The following is a 20,287-nucleotide window of genomic DNA, read 5'->3' on the forward strand; positions in this document are numbered from 1 at the left end:
CCGGTGCTCGCCATGCTGGGCAGCCGGGACGAACCTCAGCGGAAGTCAAGGAGAAGTCATGAATGTCCTGTTCTCATGTTTCTCATCCGCCTCTCGGGCGCTGAGCGATGGATCACAGAAAAAGTACGGCCTACGCAGGCAACTGTCACCGTTGGTGCCATTTGTACGGACGCTGTGGATGCTTTTCCGGCGGAGGCGCGAGAAACCACCTGTGGCCCCGATCAGGCAGGTCATACGATCGCCGGGGCGTCGCACCGCGTGAGGACTCCGCAAGCGTGACGCCAGCGCACCTTTTCGCCACCCGACCAGGGGTCCATTGTGAAGATTCGCCGTGTTCTCGCGACCGCCGTCGCCGCCGCCGTGACCGCCCCGGTCGTCCTGCTCTCGGCCGTACCCGCCCTCGCCGACGAGAAGCCGGCCGCGCAGACGCAGCAGGCGAAGCCGACGATCGAGGAGCTCCAGCAGGCCGTCGACCTCGCGCAGAAGGAGTACGACGCCGCCGTCATCGCGGTGAACGACGCCATCAAGTTCCTCGAGGAGGGACTGGAGGCGGAGACCTACCCGACCAAGGCCGCGGTCATCGCGACCAAGCAGGCCGCTGAGGCCGCCGCCCAGGCCAAGACCGAGGCCGACCAGGCCGTGGTGGACGCACAGGCCAAGCTGGACGCCGCCACCACCGACGAGGAGAAGGCCGCGGCGCAGACGGCGCTGGACGAGGCCGTGAAGACCGCCCAGGAGGCCGCGGCGGCCAAGACCGCCGCCGACACCGAAGCCGCCGAGGCGAGGACCGCCCACGACGACGCCCGCGTCGCCCAGGCCCGGAAGATCAACCTTCTTCAGAAGGCGCGGGACGAGGCCAAGAAGAAGCTGGACGACGCGAAGAAGGCGCTCGCCGACGCCGAGGCCGCGGAGGGGGAGGAGCCGGGCGGCGAGTGCGTCCCCGAGCCCAAGCTCTCCGCTGTCGTCAGCGGGCTGCCGGACAAGGTCGTCGGCGGAACCACCGAGAACTTCACGCTGCGCGTCACCAACGGCACCGACAAGACGATGGACGAGCTGTACCCGTACGCGGCCGTCCACGCCTTCGACGACAAGGGCCTCAAGGAACTCGACTCCTACCTCGACCTGGAGTGGTCCATCGCCGGGAACCCGAACTGGCGCGACGTCGACCTGCTGAACGGATCGTCCGTCGGCCCTCTCAAGGCGAAGGCCTCGCTCGACGTCAATCTGCGGCTGAAGGTCGACGCGGACATCCCGGCCGGGCAGGGCGCCCTCTTCGTGTCGGCCGACTACGCCAACGCGGACGGGTCCTGCGGCGGTTACCCGGACCTCGACCACCACGAGTTCCAGATCCTGGCCAAGGCCGACGACGCGGGCGGGGCCGGGGACACCGAGGGCGAGCCCGGCACGAGCGACAACACCACCGAGCAGGGCGGCTCCTCCACCACTCCGGTGAACGGAACCGGCGACAGCGGCTCGCTCGCCGAGACCGGCTCCAGCGACGTTCTGCCGAAGGTCGCCCTCGCGGGCGGCGCGGCGCTCGTGCTCGGCGCCGGCGCGGTGGTCGTCGTCCGTCGCCGCAACGCGAGCGCCAACGCCTGACCGGCAGGGTGAGCCACGACCGGGCCCGTTCCCCTGAGGGGAGTCGGGCCCGGCCCGTCTCCCGGCCCGAGTGCTTGTCCTCTGCTCCGACCGTGGGGTCGCGATCCTCGGCGTTGCACATGCCCCGGCCAGGACAGGCCCGACGGAGACTCGATGGAACGACGTCAGCTGGAGTATTTCCTCGCCGTGGTCGAGCACGGTGGATTCACCGCCGCGGCCACCGCGCTCCATGTCGCGCAGCCTTCGCTGTCGCATGCGATCCGCTCCCTGGAACGCGAATTCGGCGGAAGGCTCTTTCACCGGGTCGCGGCGAACCCGGACAAGGTCAAGGCCTGGCTTGGCCAGGACGGGCGCTAGTGCCGGGCGAGTACGGCATGTGCTCAGATGGTGTGCCGGACGGGCTCCGCTCCCGTCTCGATCAGGAAGCCGGTGAGCTCTTCGGCGAGTAGTTCGGGCTGGTCCTCGGGGACGAGGGTGGATGAGTCGGCGATCTCGATCAGTCGGCCCTTCGGGTACAGCTCCGCCAGCCGGGGGCCGTGCTCGCGCGGCATCAATCTGTCCTCTCTCGCCCAGACGACCAGTACAGGGCGGTCGAAGTCACGTAGCCGCTCGCTCCAGGCCAGCAAGGTCTCACGCCTGGGCGCCGAGGTGGCGAACTTGGCGAAGTCCCGGCGAATGGCCCTGCTCCGGGTCGCGGGAGCGAACCAGTCGGCCACGATCTCGTCCGGGATCCCGCGCAGACTCATCCCGCCGTATCCGTTGCGGTTGTTCCGGAACGCGGGGATGCGCATCAGCCAGGTCAGCAGCCAGACGCCGCCGGGAACCCGGCATATGGTGGCCAGCGCCTTGGCCGGTCCTGGGGGAAAGTTGTCGAACGCCTCGCAGGCGACCAGCACCAGCCGCGCGATCCTCCGGCCCCGCTCCTCCGACACCAGGAACTGGCCACCGCCCCAGTCGTTGAGGACGAGCGTCACGTCGTCCAGGCCCAGCCGTTCGATGAACTCACCCAGAAGTCGTGCGACACCACGGTGGGACAGGTCGGCATCCGGGTGCATCGGCCGGCGGTGACCGCCGAGGGGCAGCGTGGGCAGGATGCAGCGGTAGCCCTCCAACAGCGGTACGACCTTGCGCCACTGCGTCTCGTTCATCGGCAGGCCATGGCCGAACACCAGCACCGGCCCTTCACCGCCGGTGTCCTGATAGTCGATCGTTCCGGACGACAGCTCGATCTCCGGCATCGCACCCCCATTTGATAGATCGTTCTACTGTAATCTAGGGATGGTTGACGGGACATGCCAAGACCTCGTTGCGGCATCCGGTGCGGCATCCGATGCGGAAGGAGTGAAGGGCCATGGGACAGGGGCAGCCGGACACGCGGACCCGGATCCAGGATGCGGCCACGGCCCTGTTCCGCCGCAACGGATACTCGGGCACCGGGCTGAAGCGGATCGCGACGGAGGCCGAGGCGCCTTTCGGCTCGATCTACCACTTCTTCCCCGGTGGCAAGCAGCAGCTGGCCGAGGAGACGATCCGCACGTCCGGAGCCGCGTACGGCCAACTGGTGCTGGCCCTGCTGGACAGTGTTCCGGACCCGGTCGAGTCCATCACGCACGCCTTCGAGGCGGCCGCGGACGACCTTGCCGCGACCGACTATGCCGACGCCTGCCCGATTGCGACAGTGGCGTTGGAGGTCGCCAGTACCAACGAGGTTCTACGGGTTGCCACGGCGGACGTGTTCGCCGAGTGGGTCCGCGCCGGTGAACAGTGGTTCGAACGCTGGGTGTCCGACCGGAACCGGGCCCGGTCACTCGCCTACTCGTTGATCATGATGCTGGAGGGGGCGTTCGTACTCTCCCGAGCCGCCCGGGATCCGGAGCCGCTGCGGGTGGCCGGCCGATCGGTGGCCGAGATGCTGCGCACCGCTATCGAGCAGAACGACGAGAGCTGATCTCCACGGCGGGCCTCCCGGACGGCTTCCGGTACGCCACGCAAGGCCCTGAGCAGGATAAATCCAGCAGCTGAGGTGGCGGGCAACCATTGCGCGGAGCGTTGTCAATAGGCGACACGCGCGCATAGGGGTGATGGCGTGTCAGCCAGCCCCCCGTGCGGCTCAACCGCGTCGGCAAGTCACCCTGTCCTGTGACTTTCTGACGGAGCATCACATGCTCGACATCGGGCTTCCAGACGCCCGATCGGCCCCTTGTCGTCGTCCCTCGAACATTTCTGAAGTGGCGACAGAATTAGCCATCAGTATGTTCATTCATAGTCGGCTGGCTCGGCTGACACCCCGGAAGGATGGAGAAGAGTTCCTGTGAGAAAGAGAATCGAAATGCGCACGCGCACCGTTGTCGCGATCGCATTGTCGGTGGGCGTCACCGTCCTTGCTGCAACCAGTGTGAACTACGCCTCGGCTTCGAGTTCCGCCCCGAAGTCCGCCCCGTCGGTGCAGGATGCCGATGCCGCTGCGCCCCTGGGAGGCGACGGCCAGACAAACTTCGACTACCAGCAGGGCGATCGCGATCGCGGACGCGGCCAGCGGGGAGACGATGACGATCGCGGACGGATCCACGTCAACGAACGAACGTTCTCACCCGAGGAGGGTGTGTGCACCGCTGTGATCAGTAGCCCGGCGACCAGTTTCAACGTCCGAAACGACAGCGAGAAGGCCATCGAATTCTTCAGAGGGATTACCTGCGACAACGGCGCTGCAATTGCGACGATTGGGCCCGGAAACTCCAGCAGCGCAATTCCCGGCACGCCGGTCCTCGACGGGGCGACGGTGCCATTCGCGCTTGTCGGTAGCTTCCGAGCAATCGAAGAAGACCACAAGCGTCATCACTGACCCCCACGTCGACCAAGGGCAGCGAAAGTCTGCCTGTGTGGCACTTGGACCCGGCCCCCGCGGCAGGGCCGGGTCCAAGTGCCATCGACCCGTGGCCGGCGTGGATACGACCCAAAGACCCCGTCCAACGCGGTGAGCGCGCCCTTCGCCGGCCTTCACCACCGGGCTGCTTCACCGCCTCGCCGCCCGCGTGGCTGCCCTCACCTGTTCTGTCCCCGGCGCCCACCCGAGGGCACAGCCGCGGTTGCTCCCTGCCTCAGGCAGGGCGGAGGACCTGATGCCCGTCTCGCGTGCCGAGTGGTTCGTCAACCCCGCCGCCCCCGTCGCCCCCGGATCCATGCCGGGCCCGTCGGCGGTGACGGACCAGTGCGAGAGCCCGAGCGGTGATGACCGCGGTGGAGGCGAGGCCCCCGGCTGCCGCGCAGACGACGAGGGCCGGCCACGCGTAGGTGGTCTGTTCCAGGGTTCCGGAGCGGTTCATCAGCAGGCCGAGCAGTGAGGCGAGTTGGGTGAGGAAGAGGATCGGGAGTGCCTGCGGCAGCAACCTCATGGCCGTTCGCCACCATGGGCGCCGTGCGGTGTGCCGCGCCCATCGCGGTGCACGCAGGACACCGCGGATGCCGAGGCCCGCCGCCAGTAGGGTCAGTGCCGCCAGGACCCAGTCGGCCGTCATCGAGAAGGGCTTGGCCACCTCGGGATTCTTGCCGCGCGCGAGGTTGACGAGGCCCATCGAGATCTGGGCGGCGTCGTCTCCGGCGATCAGGCCGGTATTGGTGACGACCGCGATGCCGATCCTGCTCTCGGGCAGCAGGGTGGCCGTGGCGTTGTGGGTGAGGAGTTGGCCGTTGTGCTGGATCTCCTCGGTCCCGTCACCGTGCCGGTACCGCGCCCAGCCCATCGCGTAGTCCGTGTCCTTCGGATCCTTCGGTGGGGTGTGCGTGAGCTCGATGGTGCGTGCGGTGGCGATACGGCGCCCCTCGGCGGACACGCCCTGGTTGTTCTGGGCGATGAGCCACTGGGAGAGGTCGTCGGCTGTGGTGACGACACCGTGGCCGCCCGCGGCGAACCAGCGCGGGTGCTTACGGAGGAACGTCGTGCCGTAGGCGCGGACGTAGCCGCGGGCCCGGTCGGGCATCTCGGTGGTCGAGTCGACGGATGCGGTGTGCGTCATGCGCAGCGGAGCGAAGAGCTTGGCGGACAGGTAGTCGGCGAAGGGCTGTCCGCTGACCACCTCGACCAGGCGTGCCGCGACGAAGTAGTTGGGGTTGTGATAGCGGTGCCGGGTGCCCGGCACCGTGGCGAGGGGCGACTCGCGCATCGCGGCGACGGCCTCTTCGAGGGTGTGCGGCTGGGCGCGGGTCAGGTCGGGGTAGGCGGAGTCGGCCATACCGGAGGTCTGGGTCAGGACCTGCCGGACGGTGATGTCCCGGGAACGCCGGTCGGCCAGGGTGAACTCGGGCAGGTAGTGGTGCACGGGCTGGTCCAGGTCGACTTTGCCCGCCTCGACCAGTTGCATGACGGCGAGTGCGGTCATGGACTTCGACAGGGACGCCACGGGCAGGCGCGTCCGCTCCGTCATGGCCCGCCCGGACGCGGTGTGCCCGTACCCCGCGGTGTGGACGACCCGGTCGCCCTTGGTCACGGCGACCACCGCGCCCGGCAGACGGGTCTGCTCCACGTAGTCGCGTACGAATCGGTCGATCGAGGCCGCATCCAGGGCAGCGGTGGACCGTGGGGCCGAGGAGGCCGGTACGACGGTGGCCGCGACCGCGATGCCGAGCGCGGCCAGCACGGTGCCGAGTCTGCGACGGGTGCCGGCAGGGACGGTGATCAGCTTCATGGAGCCCAGTGCACCGGTCCCTGCCCTGTCGGCGCACTGGCGCGCACGCTAGTCCAGAGGTAGTGCACGCACTACTGCCCCGAGATCCCCGGCTCGGTAGGTTCGAGGGATGCGACATCGGACCGCCTGGCAGGCGCTGGGCCAGAACCCGCTGAAGGTGCTCGGCTCCAGCTGGCCGTGGCGCTCGTTCGCCTACCTGCTGTCCGGCGTCGTCTTCGGCGCCGTCGCCGGCGCTGTCCTCGTCGTCGCGCTCGTCGCGGGAGTCGTCTCGCTGGTGGTGTTGGTGGGGGTGCCGGTCCTGCTCGCGGTGGCACTGTCCGGTGTCGCCGTCACCCGCTTCGAACGGTGGCGCCTGCGCCTGGTGGACCTCGACCCCGTGCCGGACCCGCACCGGGCCCCCGAACGCGAGGGATTCGTCGGATGGGTACGAACCCGGCTGCGAGAGCCCGCGACCTGGCGTGAACTGGGATTCACCGCGGTGTCGGCGACCGCTCTGTGGTGGATGGACGCCCTCGTCCTGGGCTTCGCCCTGGTCGTCCCGGTACTGGTGATCATGTCGCCCCTCGACGACCCCGGGGCCTGGCCGCTGGTGATCGTCGGTCTCGCCCTGCTCGCCGCCGCGCCGTACACCATCACCGCCTGGGCCGGCACCAGGGCGGCCGTCACCCGTCTCATGCTGGCGCCGCGCGACAGCGAACTGGGCCGCGAGCTCACCGACGTACGGGCTTCCAGGGTGCGGCTGGTCAATGCCTTCGACGCGGAGCGGCGCCGGATCGAGCGGGACCTTCACGACGGGGCGCAGCAGCGGCTGGTCTCCCTCAATGTGATGCTCGGCCTGGCCGCTCTCGACACCGAGCCGGACTCACCGCTGGCCGGCCGGCTGGCCAAGGCACAGGAACAGGTCGCGCTCGCCGTCGACGAGCTGCGTGAGCTCAGCCGCGGCGTCCATCCGAAGGCTCTCACCGACCACGGTCTGGCCGCCGCGGTCGAGAACCTGGCGGGACGTTCCGCACTGCCCGTCACCGTCGACATCCGCCTGCCTCGCCGTCTCCCCCTCCCCGTCGAGACCGCGGCCTACTTCGTCATCGCCGAGGCTCTGACCAACGCCGTCAAGCACAGCAAGGCAACCCGAGTCGTGGTGCACGCCCGCCTGCACACCGACGTGCTGGCTCTGTCGGTCAGCGACGACGGCATCGGCGGCGCCGCACCTCAGGCGGGCACCGGCCTCGTCGGCCTGGCCGACCGCGTCGCCGTGGCGGACGGCAGACTCCGCATATCCAGCCCTCAGGGCGGGCCCACCCTGATGCATGTGGAGCTGCCATGCCACTGACCGTCGTACTCGCCGAGGACTCCCCGCTGATGCGGGACGGCCTGATCGGCGTGCTCACCCGCTTCGACCACCAGGTGCTCGCCGCCGTCGGTGACGCGGACGCCCTGATCACCGCCGTTCGGGAACACCGTCCCGACATCGTCGTCACCGACGTCCGCATGCCACCGGACAACACCGACGACGGCCTGCGCGCCGCCGTCGCCCTGCGCCAGGAGTGCCCCAGCCTGCCGGTCCTGGTGCTCAGCCAGTACATCGAGCAGTCCTACGCCGCCCATCTGCTCGACCTGGGCAGCGACAGCGGGGTCGGCTACCTCCTCAAGGACCGCGTCAGCGCCGTCAGCGAGTTCGTCGACGCGGTCGCCCAGGTCGCCGCGAGCGCGACGGTCATCGACCCCGAGGTCGTCCGCCAACTCCTCAACCGCAGCCGCGACCCCCTGCAACGCCTCACCCCCCGAGAGCGCGAGGTTCTCGCCCTGATGGCCGAGGGGCGCACCAACGCCGCCATCGCCCGCGAGCTGTACGTCACCGAGGCAGCGGTCAACAAGCACGTCAGCAACATCCTCCAGAAACTCGATCTCCACCTCGACGGCCACGGACACCGCCGCGTCCTCGCCGTCCTCACCTACCTCCGCGCATGACCGGGACGGCACGAGGGCGATCACGGCCTACAGCTGGAAAACCGGCAACCGCCAATTGTCAGACCGGTGTGGCAGGATCCGCTGCCATGTCGTCGTTACGCGCACCCGCATGGTGGTCAAGTGCCGCTCGTCGTCTGCTTGTTGTCCCGCTCGCCTTGCTCATGGCGGCGGGCGCCACCAGTGCTGGTGCCGTGACGGCACCGGCATCCAAGGCCGAGGCCGAGGCCGCGGCGCCCGATCGGCTTCGCTACGACGTCTCCCTGCGCGGCGACGCCGACGGCTCCCACTGGACGGGCCGGCAGCGGGTGTCGTTCCGCAATGCCTCCGACCGGCCGCTGCGTGAGGTGTACGTACGTCTGTGGGGCAACGGCGACGACAAGTGCGGCACGCCGGGCAAGCCGCCCCCGGTCAAGGTGTCCAAGGTGCGCGGTGGCACCGCTGGCCGCCTCACCGTGAACTGCACCGCGCTGCGCATTACTCTGCCGAAGCCGCTCGCGCGCGGCGAGCGGACGGCCGTCTCCTTCGACGTGTCCATAACCGTGCCCCAGCGCAACGACCGCTTCGGCCGCGAGGGCGCGTTCCGCTTCCTGGGCAATGCGCTGCCGGTGCTCGCCGTGCACGATGCGAAGGGATGGCACCTCGATCCGTATGTGTCGACCGGCGAGAGCTTCTACGCCCTGGCGAGCGACTTCCGTGTGCGTATCGACCACCCGGCGGCCCTCAAGGTCCCCGCAACCGGCCGCACTTGGACCAGCCACGGCAAGCCCGGGCGCACGGTCACGCACAGCGTCGCGCAGCGGGTGCGGGACTTCGCATGGGCGGCGGGCCCGTTCCGCACAGCGGTCGAGACCTCGCCCGGTGGTGTGCGCGTGAAGTCGTACTGGGCGCCGAACACGCCCGCGGCGGGCGTACGCCTCAACCGCAAGGACGGCGTCGCCGCCGTCGACCGGTTCGGCAAGGAGTTCGGCCGCTATCCGTACGGCGAGATCGACCTCGTGATGACCAAGGACTTCGGCGGCGGCATGGAGTACCCCGGCCTGGTCATCCTCGGCACCACCGAGGAGGGCGGCGCCGTCGTCCACGAGGTGGCCCACCAGTGGTGGTACGGCATCGTGGGCAACGACGAATACGGCGCACCCTGGCTGGACGAGAGCTTCGCCCAATACGCCACCGCACGCTTCTACGGCTGGGACACACGCGACTGCTGGTCGGACGCCGACTGGCCGAGCGAGCACACCGCGCTCACCAACTCGATGGCCTACTGGAGCAAGCACCCGGGCGAGTACCACCTCATCTACATGGCCGGCCCCTGCGCCCTGGCCCGCCTGGAGCGCACCATCGGAGCCGACACGATGGCCCGACTCCTCAAGCGGTACGCCCGCGACCACTGGTACGGCGTCTCGACCACCGCCGACTTCAAGAAGGCCGCACAGTCCGTGACGGACAACGACCTGGGCCCCTTCTGGACGAAGCACCGCATCCGGTGAAACCGCCCGCGCGCACGACCCTCGTCGGCTCCCCCCGCGGATGCCACTTGTCGAATATCGATATGCTCCGCTACCTTGGGCTTATCGAAAATCGATAGGGGGACATGAGATGAACACGCGACTCACGAGGACCCTGGCCTCGGTGACCTGGGCGCTGGCGGTGCTCTGCGGGCTCGCCTTCGTCGGCACGGGGGTCACGCACATGCTCGACGACGGGGCGGTCTGTGTGCAGACGGACTTCTGGCGCAACGCCTCACTGGCGGACTCACTGCCGGTGGTCGCGGGCGTGGAGGCATCCAGCAGTGCCGCGCGCCTGTGCCAGGACAGTCCCTCCGTGGGGCAGCGCGCCGCCGATCTCGGCGGTGAACTGCCCTGGCTGCTGTTCGGTGCGCTCGCGCTGTTCCTCTTCTCCCGACTGCTGAAGGCCGTCCTGCTGCAGGGGCCGTTCACCGATGCGGTGGCGCAACGGCTCTCCGTACTCGGCTGGTTCGTCGCCGTGGGAACGCCGCTGGCCGGCCTCACCGTCGGCTGGTCACGATCCTGGCTCGTCGGGAGCATGGCGCCGATCGTCGGTTCCGGGCCGACGGTCTCCGGGCCGCTGGTCCTCGTCCTCGCCGGCCTCACGGCAGTGATCATGGGGAAGATCATGCGCGAGGGTGTGCGCATGCGAGAGGACCTCGAAGGGACCATCTGATGTCCGACGAGGAACCTCACGCGATCCGGATCCACCTCGACCGCCTTCTCGCCGAGCGCGGCATGACCCTTACCGAACTGGCCGCGCAAGTGGGTATCACCGTCGTCAACCTGTCCATCCTGAAAAACGGACGGGCCAAGGCCATCCGCTTCTCGACCCTGTCGAGGATCTGCGAGGTCCTCCGATGCCAGCCGGGAGACCTGATCACCCACGACCCCGCCAAGCCGCGGCCATAGCCGACCACCGTGGCCCTGACCACGAGAACACCTCCCCCTGGTACATGGAGCGTTACATCCAACTCCACTAGGAGCACTCTCCGAGCGGCGGCGAGACCGCACCTCGACTTCGCCGACTCCTTCGGCTATCCGGAGGTCCTGGAGTGGGTGACGAGGTTCGAACTGATCCCGCGATCAGGGTGCGGGTGCCCAGGCCGGGGAGCATCGCAGGGGCTCGGCGGTGGGCCTCGTCATCGCCGCCACCGCAGCCCACCACGGCCTCGCTGTCCTCCACGACGATGCCGACCACCGTGCCATTGCCCTGCACGCGTCCGACCTGCTCGAGCACAACGTCCACGACATCGCCTGAGGGGGTTCCTCTGGCACGCGCTGCTGGGATCAGCTACGACCCGCCGGCGCCCACCTGATCAGTTCGAACCGGGACTGGAACTGCCGGCCGCTTCGTTGGCGGCACGGCGGTACTCGGCGTTGATGCGCTGAGCTTCCTCAAGCTGGTCCTCGAGGATGACGATGCGGCAGGCAGCCTCGATCGGGGTTCCCCTGTCGACGAGTTCGCGGGCGCGAGCGGCAATCCGCAGTTGGTAGCGGGAGTACCGGCGATGTCCCCCCTCCGAGCGCAGCGGAGTGATCAGACGGGCCTCACCGATGGCTCGGAGGAAGCCAGGGGTGGTGCCGAGCATTTCGGCGGCCCGGCCCATGGTGTATGCGGGGTAGTCGTCGTCGTCCAGACGATCGTTGAGTGGAGTATCTGCTGCCATGTCACCTCGTAGTGCAACGCGTCGAGGGGCCCTGATGCCGTACGGCACCAGGGCCCCGAAGGAAATTGAACACCATCTGTCGGCCCTAATGCTCTGCCGACCTTCTGTTTCCGCTACCCGGCCCGCGAGGGGAGGGGGTGCGGGGATCGCGGCTGCGTGACCGGGGACCACCATCCAATCCGGGGTCTTGCGGTACCCGGGCCGAGAGCTTCTCGGGCCGGGCGATCCTGATGGCGTCTGCTCCTCCGTCCTTTCTCAGAACCAATCACTCGGTGAACGGGTACTGCGGTACTGCTCGGTGATGCTCTCGGCAGCCCCTCGACCTGCGGGCTGCCCAGTGCGGCTCTCAGCCCCGTCACCGTTCTGCGAACACCTTGGCTTCGGAGCTCCAGAGCCGCACTGACCTGCGAACTTCAGGTACTACTTCCCGCCAGTTCGTGTCTGCCGGGTCTCGCTTGACCGTGTCAACGAGAAAGAGACTAACCGTGCCAGGGAGCAATGTCTACTCCGGCAAAAGTAGATTTTGGCGTTCGGTGGTCACAGGCATCCTGTGGCCTGCGTGGCGTGGCGTGGCGGTCCTGAAGGACTGCGTCCGTCTCGGCCACTGCGGGCAGCGAAACGGTGAGGGCCCTGCCGACGCGCGTCGGCAGGGCCCTCACCGGGTCTCTGGTGGCAGTTTCCCGCCCGTCCTCACATCTCAGGCGGGACACCCTTCATGGATCAGCGGGCGAGGGTGGGGACGCCCGGGCTCCGGCCGCGCTCCCCGACGGCGCCGGGCCGAGTGCCGGGCCAGGGTGATCAGGCCCGTGCTCTGAGCCTGCGTCATAGGTGCCTCCTACCGGGAGAGGAGTGGGCTTGTGATCGCAGCGGCCCTAGGCAGCCGAGCCGAAGCCGGACCGCTGTTCTCCCCTGCGGCGTGCCGCTTCGCCGACGGGCCTGCCCTGGCCGGCACGGCCCCGGCGCCCCCGACGGCCCCGGGACGGGGAGGAAGAAGACGCGCCGCGGGGACGCTCCACGTCCGGCGCGGTGATGACGACCGGCACACCGGAAGGGGCCTGGGCGCCTGTGATGCGGCTCAACTCCGCCTCGCCCGACCGCACCTGGGCGATCCGGGGGGTGATGCCCGCCGAAGCCATCAGCCGGCTCACCTCGCGACGCTGGTCACGGGTCACCAGGGTGACGACGCTGCCGGACTCGCCGGCGCGGGCCGTACGGCCGCCGCGGTGCAGGTAGTCCTTGTGGTCGCTGGGCGGATCCACATTGACGACCAGGTCGAGGTTGTCGACGTGGATCCCGCGCGCCGCGACGTTGGTCGCCACCAATACCGTCACATGGCCGCTCTTGAACTGGGCCAGGGTCCGGGTGCGCTGGGGCTGGGACTTGCCACCGTGCAGGGCTGCGGCGCGGACACCGCTGCTCAGCAGGTGCTTGGTCAGCCGGTCCACCGCGTGCTTGGTGTCGAGGAACATGATCACTCGACCGTCTCGCGCCGCGATCTCGGTGGTCGTCCGGTGCTTGTCCGCGTCGTGCACATGGAGTACGTGGTGCTCCATCGTGGTGACCGCGCCGGCGGAGGGGTCGACCGAGTGGACGACGGGGTCGTGCAGGTAGTTCCGCACCAGCCGGTCGACGTTGCGGTCCAGGGTGGCCGAGAAGAGCATCCGCTGCCCGTCGGGACGCACCTGGTCGAGCAGGGCGGTGACCTGGGGCATGAAGCCCATGTCGGCCATCTGGTCGGCCTCGTCGAGGACCGTGATGCCGACATCGTCCAGCCGGCAGTCGCCCCGGTCGATGAGGTCCTTGAGCCGCCCGGGCGTCGCGACGACCACCTCGGCCCCGGCGCGCAGCGCACCGGCCTGCCTGCCGATGGACATTCCGCCGACGACGGTGGCCAGCCGCAGGCTCACGGAGCGGGCGTAGGGAGTGAGCGCGTCGGTGACCTGCTGGGCGAGTTCGCGGGTGGGGACGAGGACGAGGGCGAGCGGCTGCCGTGGCTCGGCACGCCGCCCCGCTGTACGAGCCAGTAGGGCGAGGCCGAAGGCGAGGGTCTTGCCCGAGCCGGTGCGGCCACGGCCGAGTACGTCACGACCGGCCAGTGAGTTCGGCAGGGTCGCCGCCTGGATCGGGAACGGTGCGGTCACGCCTTCGCGGCCGAGCGTGACCAACAGCCGCGAAGGCATGGCGAGTTCGGCGAACGACCCGGCGGCGGGCAGCGCGGGCGTGATCGTCTTCGGCGGGGCGAACTCGCCTTGTACGGCCCGTCCGGCCGGTCGATTTCCGTAACCCTTCGAACGGCGCGGACCATCGGAGCGGCCGGCGCCGGCGCCTCCCCCGAAGCGGTCATATGTGCGAGATGTGCGGGCGCGCTTCATGCTCATGCGGAGCCTTCCTTGACGGGGCACGCAGCAAGGAATTCCCGCAGCAGATGAGCGGCGCAGAGAATCTCGAGACGAGCCGAATATGATGTGGGGCTGCCCTGAAATGCAGCGAGCTGGGGCCCGCACCCCAGAGGTGCGGGCCCCAGCTGCGAAGTATGCGTCAGCGCCGGTGTCAGGCGGGAACGATGTTCTCGGCCGTCGGGCCCTTCTGGCCCTGCGCGATGTCGAACGACACCTTCTGGCCTTCCAGCAGCTCGCGGAAGCCCTGGGTGGCGATGTTCGAGTAGTGGGCGAAGACGTCGGCGCCGCCGCCGTCCTGCTCGATGAAGCCGAAGCCCTTTTCCGCGTTGAACCACTTCACGGTGCCAGTAGCCATTTCATTCTCCTTCGGAGGCGGTGTCAGGAATTCACCCTGTGTGAATTCCGTGTCGCCGTGATGATTACCCCGTCGGAAATGAACCTTCTGGCAACCACACCTGCAACTGAGATCGACAGTAGCACGGTGCGATCGGCCATGCGCGGTCGACAATTCCACTCCGGCCGATGGTCGGGGGAATACTTGCCGTGCCCCGCACCTATTTCTCATTTCACGGACACAGATATTGCTCTCCACGGGAACGATCTTCCCGCCGTGCACTTCCGCCCACGGCCCCGTGACCTCTGCCGACGGGAGATGTGCCGCTGCCGCCTTCGCCGGCGGACGGCGCGCCGTCGAACGAGCCGAGACGCTTCCATCGCGAGGAAGGTCACATCCCCCGAGAAGAGCAGGACGGCCAGTGGCCGGGAGCGATGAGGTCAGCCGCGCCACTCCACCATGAGCAGCGTCGCGTCGTCCGTGGTGTGTCCGCCTCGCACCCGTTTGAGCGTGTGGGACAGGGAGCGCGTTGCCCGGATTGCGCACACCGACGGCTACGCCGATGCCGATCAGCCAGTCACCCTCGCGCCCCCACGGTGTGGCACTCGTGGCACTCTCGTAGCCGGCGGGTGGAGAACGGCAGCCCGGACGCTTCGTCCTCGTTCGGTTCGTCGGGGGCGCTTCGCGGTCAGGCGAGGTTCTTGGTGAAGAACTCGTCGAGCTTGTCGAAGGGGATGAGGTCCTTGCGGTCGTACAGGTCGACATGGTCCGCGCCCGGGACGACGACGAGGTCGATGCTGTCGGGGGCCGTCTTCTGGACGTCCTCGGAGTAGTAGAGGGAGTGCGCTTCGGCGCCGGCCACCAGGAGGGCCTTGCGGGGCGCCAGCATGTCGATGTCCGTCATCTGCTCGAAGGCGAAGAACGACATCGGCGTGGTCGCGGTCCACGCGGTGGTGGAGTTGATCGAGCGCGGGTGGTAGCCGCGCTCGGTGCGGTAGTAGTCGAAGAAGATCTTCGTGATCGGGTCGGCGTCCGCCGGGAGGGTCTTGGGCAGGACGCGGTTCGAGGGGGCGACGTTGCCGTTCTCGTCGAAGGGGACCTCGTGGGATCCCCGCGCGAAGGTGCCGTTCTCGGCGTCGGTCCAGCGCTGCCGGCTGAGGTAGTCGATGACCTTCTGGCGCTGCTCACGGGTGTAGGAGTCCTGGTGGCCGCGGGACATGCTGCGCGACATGTCGTACATCGCGGACGTGGCAACCGCCTTGATACGGCTGTCCGCAGCCGCCGCGGTCAGCGCCATACCGCTCAGGCCGCAGATGGCCTGCACGCCGATCCGCTCGCGGTCGACGATCCTCTGCAGGCCGAGGAAGTCGACGGCGGCGCTGAAGTCCTCGGTGTAGATGTCGGGCGAGCCCACGTCGCGCACCGTGCCGCCGCTCTGGCCGGTGAAGGAGGGGTCGAAGGCGAGGGCGACGTAGCCGCGGCGGGCGAACTCGTTGGCGTAGAGCCCCGAGGACTGTTCCTTGACCGCGCCGAACGGGCCGCTGAGCGCCAGGGCGGGCAGCTTGCCCCTGGCGTTCTTCGGTACGTAGAGGTCCGCGGCGACCGTGATGCCGTAGCGGTTCTTGAATCGCACCGAGGTCCGCTTGACGTTCTTGTCCAGCGCGAAGGTGTAGCCGCCGTTGGCCGTGGACTTGCTCTGTCCTGTGGCGCCCGCGGCGCCGCCGGTCTCCTCGCCGAAGGCGGGCAGAGCCGTGAAGGAGGCGGCGGTGGCGGCGCCGGTGGCGGCGATCAGTCCGAGCGCTTTGCGACGTTCCATGCAGTGGACCTCATATTCGATCGGTGGGGAAAAGGCGCGACGGTCGGTGCTGTCGTGACCAGGCGCGATTCCAGGAGACCGCTTCCGCGCCAGGCGTGGCAGGTCGGGTTTATGGGGGGTACAAGCTCAACCCCCCAGCCCGCGGGGGGTGTGCGTCGTAGCGTGGAAGGCATGGCACACCGGCACCTCCCGGACACCCGTTATCCGCGCGGGGTCAGCGTGGGCTGGCCGCCCTCGAACTTCGCGTACCGCTGCTCGGCGATGGCGTCGAGGATGGCGTTGCGCTTGTCCTCGGTCTGGGTGTCCTTCCAGCCCTTGGACTGGGCCCGGGTGATGTCGTACATGACGATCGTGGCGACGGCCTTGATGCGCCGGTCGACGCCGGCGGCGCTGAGGAGGAAGCCTCCGCTGCCGCACATGCCGATTCCGCCGATGCGCTCGCGGTCCACGAAGGGCCGGGTGCCGAGGTAGTCGACGGCGGCGTGGAAGTCCTCGACGAACAGGTCCGGGGAGGAGAGGTGGCGCGGGCTGCCACTGCTGTCGCCGTTGAAGGACGGTTCGAAGGCGAGGGTGACGAAGCCGCGCCCCGCGAGGTTCTGGGCGTAGATGCCCGCGCCCTGTTCCTTGACGCCGCCGTAGGGAGAGCCGTTGAGGAGCGCGGGGCGTCGTCCTGCTTCCTTGCGGTGCTGTGCTGCGTTCTGGGGGGATCAGGGGTTGATGAGGACCTTGAGGCTCTTGCGGTCGGCCATGTCCTGATAGCCGGCCGGGACGCCGTCGAGATCGGTGGTGACGTCGAAGACCTTGCCCGGCTCGATGGTGCCGTCGAGGATGTCGGGCATCAGTTCCTCGATGTAGGCGCGCACGGGGGCGGGGCCTCCGGCGAGGCGGATGTTGTGGCGGAACAGGCTGCCGAAGCCGATGGGCGCCTCCTCGTACTGCGGGACGCCGACGCGGCTGATCACGCCGCCCGGGCGGACTACGCCGACGGCCTGCTCGTAGGCGGGCATGTTGCCGACGCACTCCAGGACCACGTGCGTGCCATGCCCGCCGGTCAGCTCCCGCACCTGGGCGATGCCTTCCTCGCCGCGGGCGGAGACCACGTCGGTGGCGCCGAACTCCCGGCCCAGGCCGGTGCGCGCCTCATGACGGCCCATCAGGATGATCTGCTCGGCGCCCAGGCGCCTGGCCGACAGGACCGCCAGCAGGCCGACCGCGCCGTCACCGATCACGGTGACGCGGGTGCGCTCGTTCACGCCGCCCGCCACGGCGGCGTGGTGGCCGGTACCGAGGACGTCCGAGAGGGTCAGCAGGGAAGGGATGAGGGCGGAGTCCGCGGCGACGGGGAGCTTGACGAGGGTGCCGTCGGCGAGCGGGACACGGACCGCCTCGGCCTGGCCGCCCTCCTCCGGCTCGCCGTCCCAGAAGTTCGCCTGGGCGTGGGCGCAGGAGGTGTGCAGGCCCTCGCGGCAGAACTCGCAGGTGTTGTCGGAGATGGCGAACGGGGCGACGACCAGGTCACCGCGCTTGACGGTGGTCACCTCCGAGCCGGTGTCCTCGACGACGCCGATGAACTCGTGGCCCATCCGGGCGGGGCCGTCCTCGGGCTTCGCCGAGGCGTACGGCCACAGGTCGCTGCCGCAGACGCAGGACGCGGTGATCCGGACCAGCGCGTCGGTGGGCAGCTTGATGACGGAGTCCGGGACGTTCTCGACGCGGACGTCGCCGGCGCCGTACAGGAGTGTCGCGCGCATGATGTTCTCCAAGTGCTGTTTCGGGAAGGTGCTGTTTCGGGAAGGTGCTGGTCACAGAGGAGGGCGTGACGGTTCAAGCCTGGTCGGCACGGGCGGGGGCCGCATGCCGGACGACGGTGCCGGGCGCACTGGCGCGGTCGTGGCGTCGCAGGGCGAGGGCGATGGTGGGAATCAGGGTCAGGGCGGCGATGGCGGTGCCGACCACGGTGGGGCCGGTGGCGCCGGTGCTCTCCAGGGCGAGGCCGGCGATCCAGAGCCGATGGCGGTGCCGAGGTTGAACGCCGAGACGGTCAGGGCCGAGGCCAGGGTGGGTGCCTGGCCGGCGTAGCGGACGGCCAGGGCCATCAGAACCGGGTTGGCGCCGAGGCCGAAGAAGCCCAGCAGGGTGACCAGGACGATGGTGGCGGGGGCGGAGTCGGCCGACAGGACGATCGCCAGGAGCAGGAGCATGGCGCCCGCGGCGGCGACGACGGTGACCGTGTGCGGGCGGCGGTCGCCCAGCCGACCCCCGACGAGCGAGCCCACAAGGGCGCCGAGGCCGAAGCCGACGAGGACCAGCGGCACCAGTCCGGCGGCGAGGCCGGCCCGGTCGGTCAGCAGCGGTGCGATGTAGGAGTACGCGGCCAGGACGCCGCCCGTGGTGGTGGCACAGGCGGCCAGCACGAGCCACAGGCGACCGGAGCGCAGCGCGGTCAGCTCCGCGCGGATCGTTCCCGCCTGCTGGGCCGGGCCCCCCTGCGGGACGGTGCGGGCGATCAGCGGGACGGCCGCGGCGGCGAGGGCGGCGAGGGCCCAGAACGGTCCGCGCCAGCCCATGAGCTGTCCGGCGAACGCGCCCAGCGGTACGCCGACGACGTTGGCGAGCATGGCACCGGCCCCGACGAGACCGAGGGCGCGGGCGCCGGCGGCCGGGCCCGCGGCGCGGGTGGCGGCCACGTTGGCCACGGCCCAGAACGCCCCGGTGGCGATCGCGGTCAGGAACCTGGCCGCGAGCAGCAGGACGAAGTTCGAGCCGACGGCGACGACGACGTGCCCGAGGGCGAAGACGCCCAGGGCGAGCATCAGGGTCAGTCGTGTGGGCAGCCGCAGCGTGAGCATCGCCATCAGCGGCGCCCCGACGATCATCCCGACCGCGAAGACGGTGATCAAAAGTCCGGTCCGGGCGACGCTGACCTGTAGGTCTCCCGCGATCTCGGGCAGCAGGCCGGCCACGACGAACTCGGTGGTGCCCATCAGGAACGTGCCCAGCGCGAGCACATGGACGACGAGCGGAAGCCGGGCGGACGGAGGCTGGGGGTTTTCAGCCCGTACGGTCTCGGCAGGAGCGTGGAGGACTCCTCCTCGCGTACTCAAGGTTCATCTCCGTGGGGGTGGTGATCGGGGTACGTCACCCAGGGAACAAGCCGCCCCACCCTTGAGGAAGGTCGCGTTTATCGGGGGGACAAACTCAACCTCCCTCTCCGCGAGCCGATGGCTACCGTGAAAGGCATGGAACCGCTCCCCGACGACCGCACCGACCACCGCACCGAGATCCGCGACTTCCTCGCCAGCCGCCGCGCGAAGATCACCCCGGAGCAGGCCGGGCTGCCCACCAGCGGCCGGCGCCGGGTGCCCGGGCTGCGGCGCGAGGAGGTCGCCGTGCTGGCCGGCGTGAGCACCGAGTGGTACACCCGGCTCGAGAAGGGCCACATCAGTGGCGTCTCCGAGGACGTGCTCGCCGCGGTCGCCCAGTCCCTGCAGCTGGACGAGGACGAGCGCACCTACCTGTTCGACCTGGCCCGCGCGGCCCGGCCCGCCCGCCGGGCGCCGTCACGCCGCAGGGACGTCGCGGTCCCGCCCCGCGTCCAGTGGCTGCTCGACTCCATGACGATGTCCTCCGCGTTCGTGCGCAACGGCCGCCAGGACGTCGTCGCCAGCAACCCGCTGGCCCGGGCCCTGCACGCGCCGGTCTTCGAAAGCGAGACCACCGACAAACGCGGCCGGCCCAACATCGCCCGCTACATCTTCCTCGACCCGGGCGCCCGGCAGTTCTTCGTCGACTGGGAGGCCGCCGCCGCCGTCACCGCCGCGCTGTTGCGCGCGGAAGCCGGACGCGAGCCCCACGACCGGGCCCTGCGCGAACTCATCGGCGAACTGTCCACCCTCAGCCCCGACTTCCGCAGCCAATGGGCCGCGCACGACGTCCGCATCCGCCACGACGGCATCAAACGCCTCCAGCACCCCGACGTCGGAGAGCTGGAACTGACCTACCAGTCCCTGGACCTGCCCCTGTCCCACCGCGCCATGCACGACCTGACCCTCTACACCGCCGAACCGGGCACCACCTCCGAAGACCGTCTCAAGATCCTCACCAGCCTGGCAGCCGGCCCCTCCCGGGTAGCAGAACCCACCGACCGACTCAGCTGAGCGACTCGTTTCGCACGCCCCGGCCCACCGGCCAAGCACCGGCTCGAACCGGCCGTAGAGGTTCACGTGCGTCCAGAACAGCGGGGACAGGGCCCGCCGGTCGGCGTCGGTGAGCCGCCTCTGCCGTTTCTCCTCGCTCAGGACAGGTGCCCGACCG

The 20,287-nt window shown here is 69.4% G+C and carries 20 protein-coding genes and 1 pseudogene; 11 read left to right on the forward strand and 10 right to left on the reverse strand.

Translation table 11 applies throughout. The features are described from left to right. Positions 1-318: 318 nt before the first annotated feature. A complete protein-coding gene (locus tag IF78_RS0109405) occupies positions 319-1,599 on the forward strand; it encodes a hypothetical protein (protein ID WP_031482944.1) in 1,281 nt (426 codons plus the stop codon). A gap of 153 nt (positions 1,600-1,752) precedes the next feature. Further along, positions 1,753-1,905 (forward strand): annotated as a pseudogene (locus tag IF78_RS0109410) (helix-turn-helix domain-containing protein); the annotation flags it as partial. Positions 1,906-1,979: 74 nt separating this feature from the next. Here the strand turns inward: IF78_RS0109410 and IF78_RS0109415 are convergent. Then, positions 1,980-2,837: an alpha/beta fold hydrolase gene (locus tag IF78_RS0109415; RefSeq protein WP_031482940.1), complete on the reverse strand. Its 858-nt coding sequence runs from the start codon at positions 2,835-2,837 to the stop codon at positions 1,980-1,982. A 113-nt stretch (positions 2,838-2,950) separates the two neighbouring features. Here IF78_RS0109415 and IF78_RS0109420 point away from each other — a divergent pair, with 113 nt between their 5' ends. Together IF78_RS0109420 and IF78_RS45885 are read left to right on the forward strand one after the other, a co-directional pair. Continuing rightward, entirely contained in the window at positions 2,951-3,547 is a 597-nt protein-coding gene (locus tag IF78_RS0109420) for a TetR/AcrR family transcriptional regulator (RefSeq protein ID WP_031482938.1), read from the forward strand. Positions 3,548-3,928: 381 nt separating this feature from the next. Next, positions 3,929-4,441 (forward strand): hypothetical protein, encoded by a 513-nt coding sequence (locus tag IF78_RS45885; protein WP_078662362.1) that lies wholly within the window; start codon positions 3,929-3,931, stop codon positions 4,439-4,441. 256 nt (positions 4,442-4,697) lie between these two features. Here IF78_RS45885 and IF78_RS0109425 read toward each other — a convergent pair whose 3' ends face one another. Continuing rightward, positions 4,698-6,281, reverse strand: a complete 1,584-nt coding sequence (locus tag IF78_RS0109425; protein ID WP_078662363.1) for a serine hydrolase domain-containing protein — start codon at positions 6,279-6,281, stop codon at positions 4,698-4,700. Positions 6,282-6,390: 109 nt separating this feature from the next. Between IF78_RS0109425 and IF78_RS0109430 the strand changes: the two genes are divergently transcribed. The 6 genes from IF78_RS0109430 to IF78_RS0109455 all read left to right on the forward strand — a co-directional run bounded on the left by IF78_RS0109430 (position 6,391) and on the right by IF78_RS0109455 (position 11,015). Continuing rightward, the gene (locus IF78_RS0109430) at positions 6,391-7,611 is read left to right on the forward strand and encodes a sensor histidine kinase (RefSeq protein WP_031482934.1); all 1,221 of its coding nucleotides are present in this window, start codon (positions 6,391-6,393) and stop codon (positions 7,609-7,611) included. Continuing rightward, on the forward strand, positions 7,602-8,249 hold the full coding sequence (locus IF78_RS0109435; protein WP_031482933.1) for a response regulator: 648 nt from the start codon (positions 7,602-7,604) through the stop codon (positions 8,247-8,249). Before IF78_RS0109430 ends, IF78_RS0109435 begins: the two co-directional genes overlap by 10 nt. A gap of 161 nt (positions 8,250-8,410) precedes the next feature. Continuing rightward, positions 8,411-9,736, forward strand: a complete 1,326-nt coding sequence (locus IF78_RS0109440) for a M1 family metallopeptidase (RefSeq protein ID WP_425314605.1) — start codon at positions 8,411-8,413, stop codon at positions 9,734-9,736. Between the two features lie 109 nt (positions 9,737-9,845). Then, positions 9,846-10,430 carry a DUF2975 domain-containing protein gene (locus IF78_RS0109445; protein ID WP_031482928.1) on the forward strand — a complete coding sequence of 195 codons (585 nt, stop codon included), beginning with the start codon at positions 9,846-9,848 and terminating at the stop codon, positions 10,428-10,430. Beyond that, on the forward strand, positions 10,430-10,666 hold the full coding sequence (locus IF78_RS0109450) for a helix-turn-helix domain-containing protein (protein WP_031482926.1): 237 nt from the start codon (positions 10,430-10,432) through the stop codon (positions 10,664-10,666). Before IF78_RS0109445 ends, IF78_RS0109450 begins: the two co-directional genes overlap by 1 nt. 220 nt (positions 10,667-10,886) lie before the next feature. Next, positions 10,887-11,015: a PIN domain-containing protein gene (locus IF78_RS0109455; RefSeq protein WP_425314606.1), complete on the forward strand. Its 129-nt coding sequence runs from the start codon at positions 10,887-10,889 to the stop codon at positions 11,013-11,015. A 58-nt stretch (positions 11,016-11,073) separates the two neighbouring features. On the opposite strand, the gene IF78_RS0109460 is transcribed toward IF78_RS0109455, so the two are convergent. The 8 genes from IF78_RS0109460 to IF78_RS43455 form a co-directional block, all read right to left on the reverse strand. Next, positions 11,074-11,424 (reverse strand): helix-turn-helix domain-containing protein, encoded by a 351-nt coding sequence (locus IF78_RS0109460; RefSeq protein WP_031482922.1) that lies wholly within the window; start codon positions 11,422-11,424, stop codon positions 11,074-11,076. Between the two features lie 872 nt (positions 11,425-12,296). Then, positions 12,297-13,796 carry a DEAD/DEAH box helicase gene (locus tag IF78_RS0109465; RefSeq protein ID WP_031482920.1) on the reverse strand — a complete coding sequence of 500 codons (1,500 nt, stop codon included), beginning with the start codon at positions 13,794-13,796 and terminating at the stop codon, positions 12,297-12,299. Between the two features lie 178 nt (positions 13,797-13,974). After that, positions 13,975-14,178 carry a cold-shock protein gene (locus IF78_RS0109470; RefSeq protein ID WP_028799214.1) on the reverse strand — a complete coding sequence of 68 codons (204 nt, stop codon included), beginning with the start codon at positions 14,176-14,178 and terminating at the stop codon, positions 13,975-13,977. 667 nt (positions 14,179-14,845) lie between these two features. Then, positions 14,846-15,973 carry an alpha/beta hydrolase gene (locus IF78_RS0109475; protein ID WP_107049914.1) on the reverse strand — a complete coding sequence of 376 codons (1,128 nt, stop codon included), beginning with the start codon at positions 15,971-15,973 and terminating at the stop codon, positions 14,846-14,848. 200 nt (positions 15,974-16,173) lie between these two features. After that, complete coding sequence (locus tag IF78_RS49540) at positions 16,174-16,581, reverse strand: dienelactone hydrolase family protein (protein ID WP_107049915.1); 408 nt, start codon at positions 16,579-16,581, stop codon at positions 16,174-16,176. A gap of 99 nt (positions 16,582-16,680) precedes the next feature. Then, positions 16,681-17,724: a zinc-dependent alcohol dehydrogenase family protein gene (locus tag IF78_RS0109485; RefSeq protein ID WP_031482911.1), complete on the reverse strand. Its 1,044-nt coding sequence runs from the start codon at positions 17,722-17,724 to the stop codon at positions 16,681-16,683. A gap of 73 nt (positions 17,725-17,797) precedes the next feature. After that, positions 17,798-17,929 (reverse strand): hypothetical protein, encoded by a 132-nt coding sequence (locus tag IF78_RS50395; RefSeq protein ID WP_267882957.1) that lies wholly within the window; start codon positions 17,927-17,929, stop codon positions 17,798-17,800. Then, entirely contained in the window at positions 17,902-19,077 is a 1,176-nt protein-coding gene (locus IF78_RS43455; protein ID WP_234439838.1) for an MFS transporter, read from the reverse strand. The genes IF78_RS50395 and IF78_RS43455 overlap by 28 nt, the downstream gene beginning before the upstream one ends. 135 nt (positions 19,078-19,212) lie before the next feature. Here IF78_RS43455 and IF78_RS0109495 point away from each other — a divergent pair, with 135 nt between their 5' ends. Further along, positions 19,213-20,130 carry a helix-turn-helix transcriptional regulator gene (locus tag IF78_RS0109495; RefSeq protein WP_031482909.1) on the forward strand — a complete coding sequence of 306 codons (918 nt, stop codon included), beginning with the start codon at positions 19,213-19,215 and terminating at the stop codon, positions 20,128-20,130. The last annotated feature ends 157 nt before the right edge of the window (positions 20,131-20,287 follow it).

Origin of the sequence: Streptomyces bicolor (assembly GCF_000719285.1) — a bacterium.
GTDB classification, from domain to species: domain Bacteria; phylum Actinomycetota; class Actinomycetes; order Streptomycetales; family Streptomycetaceae; genus Streptomyces; species Streptomyces bicolor.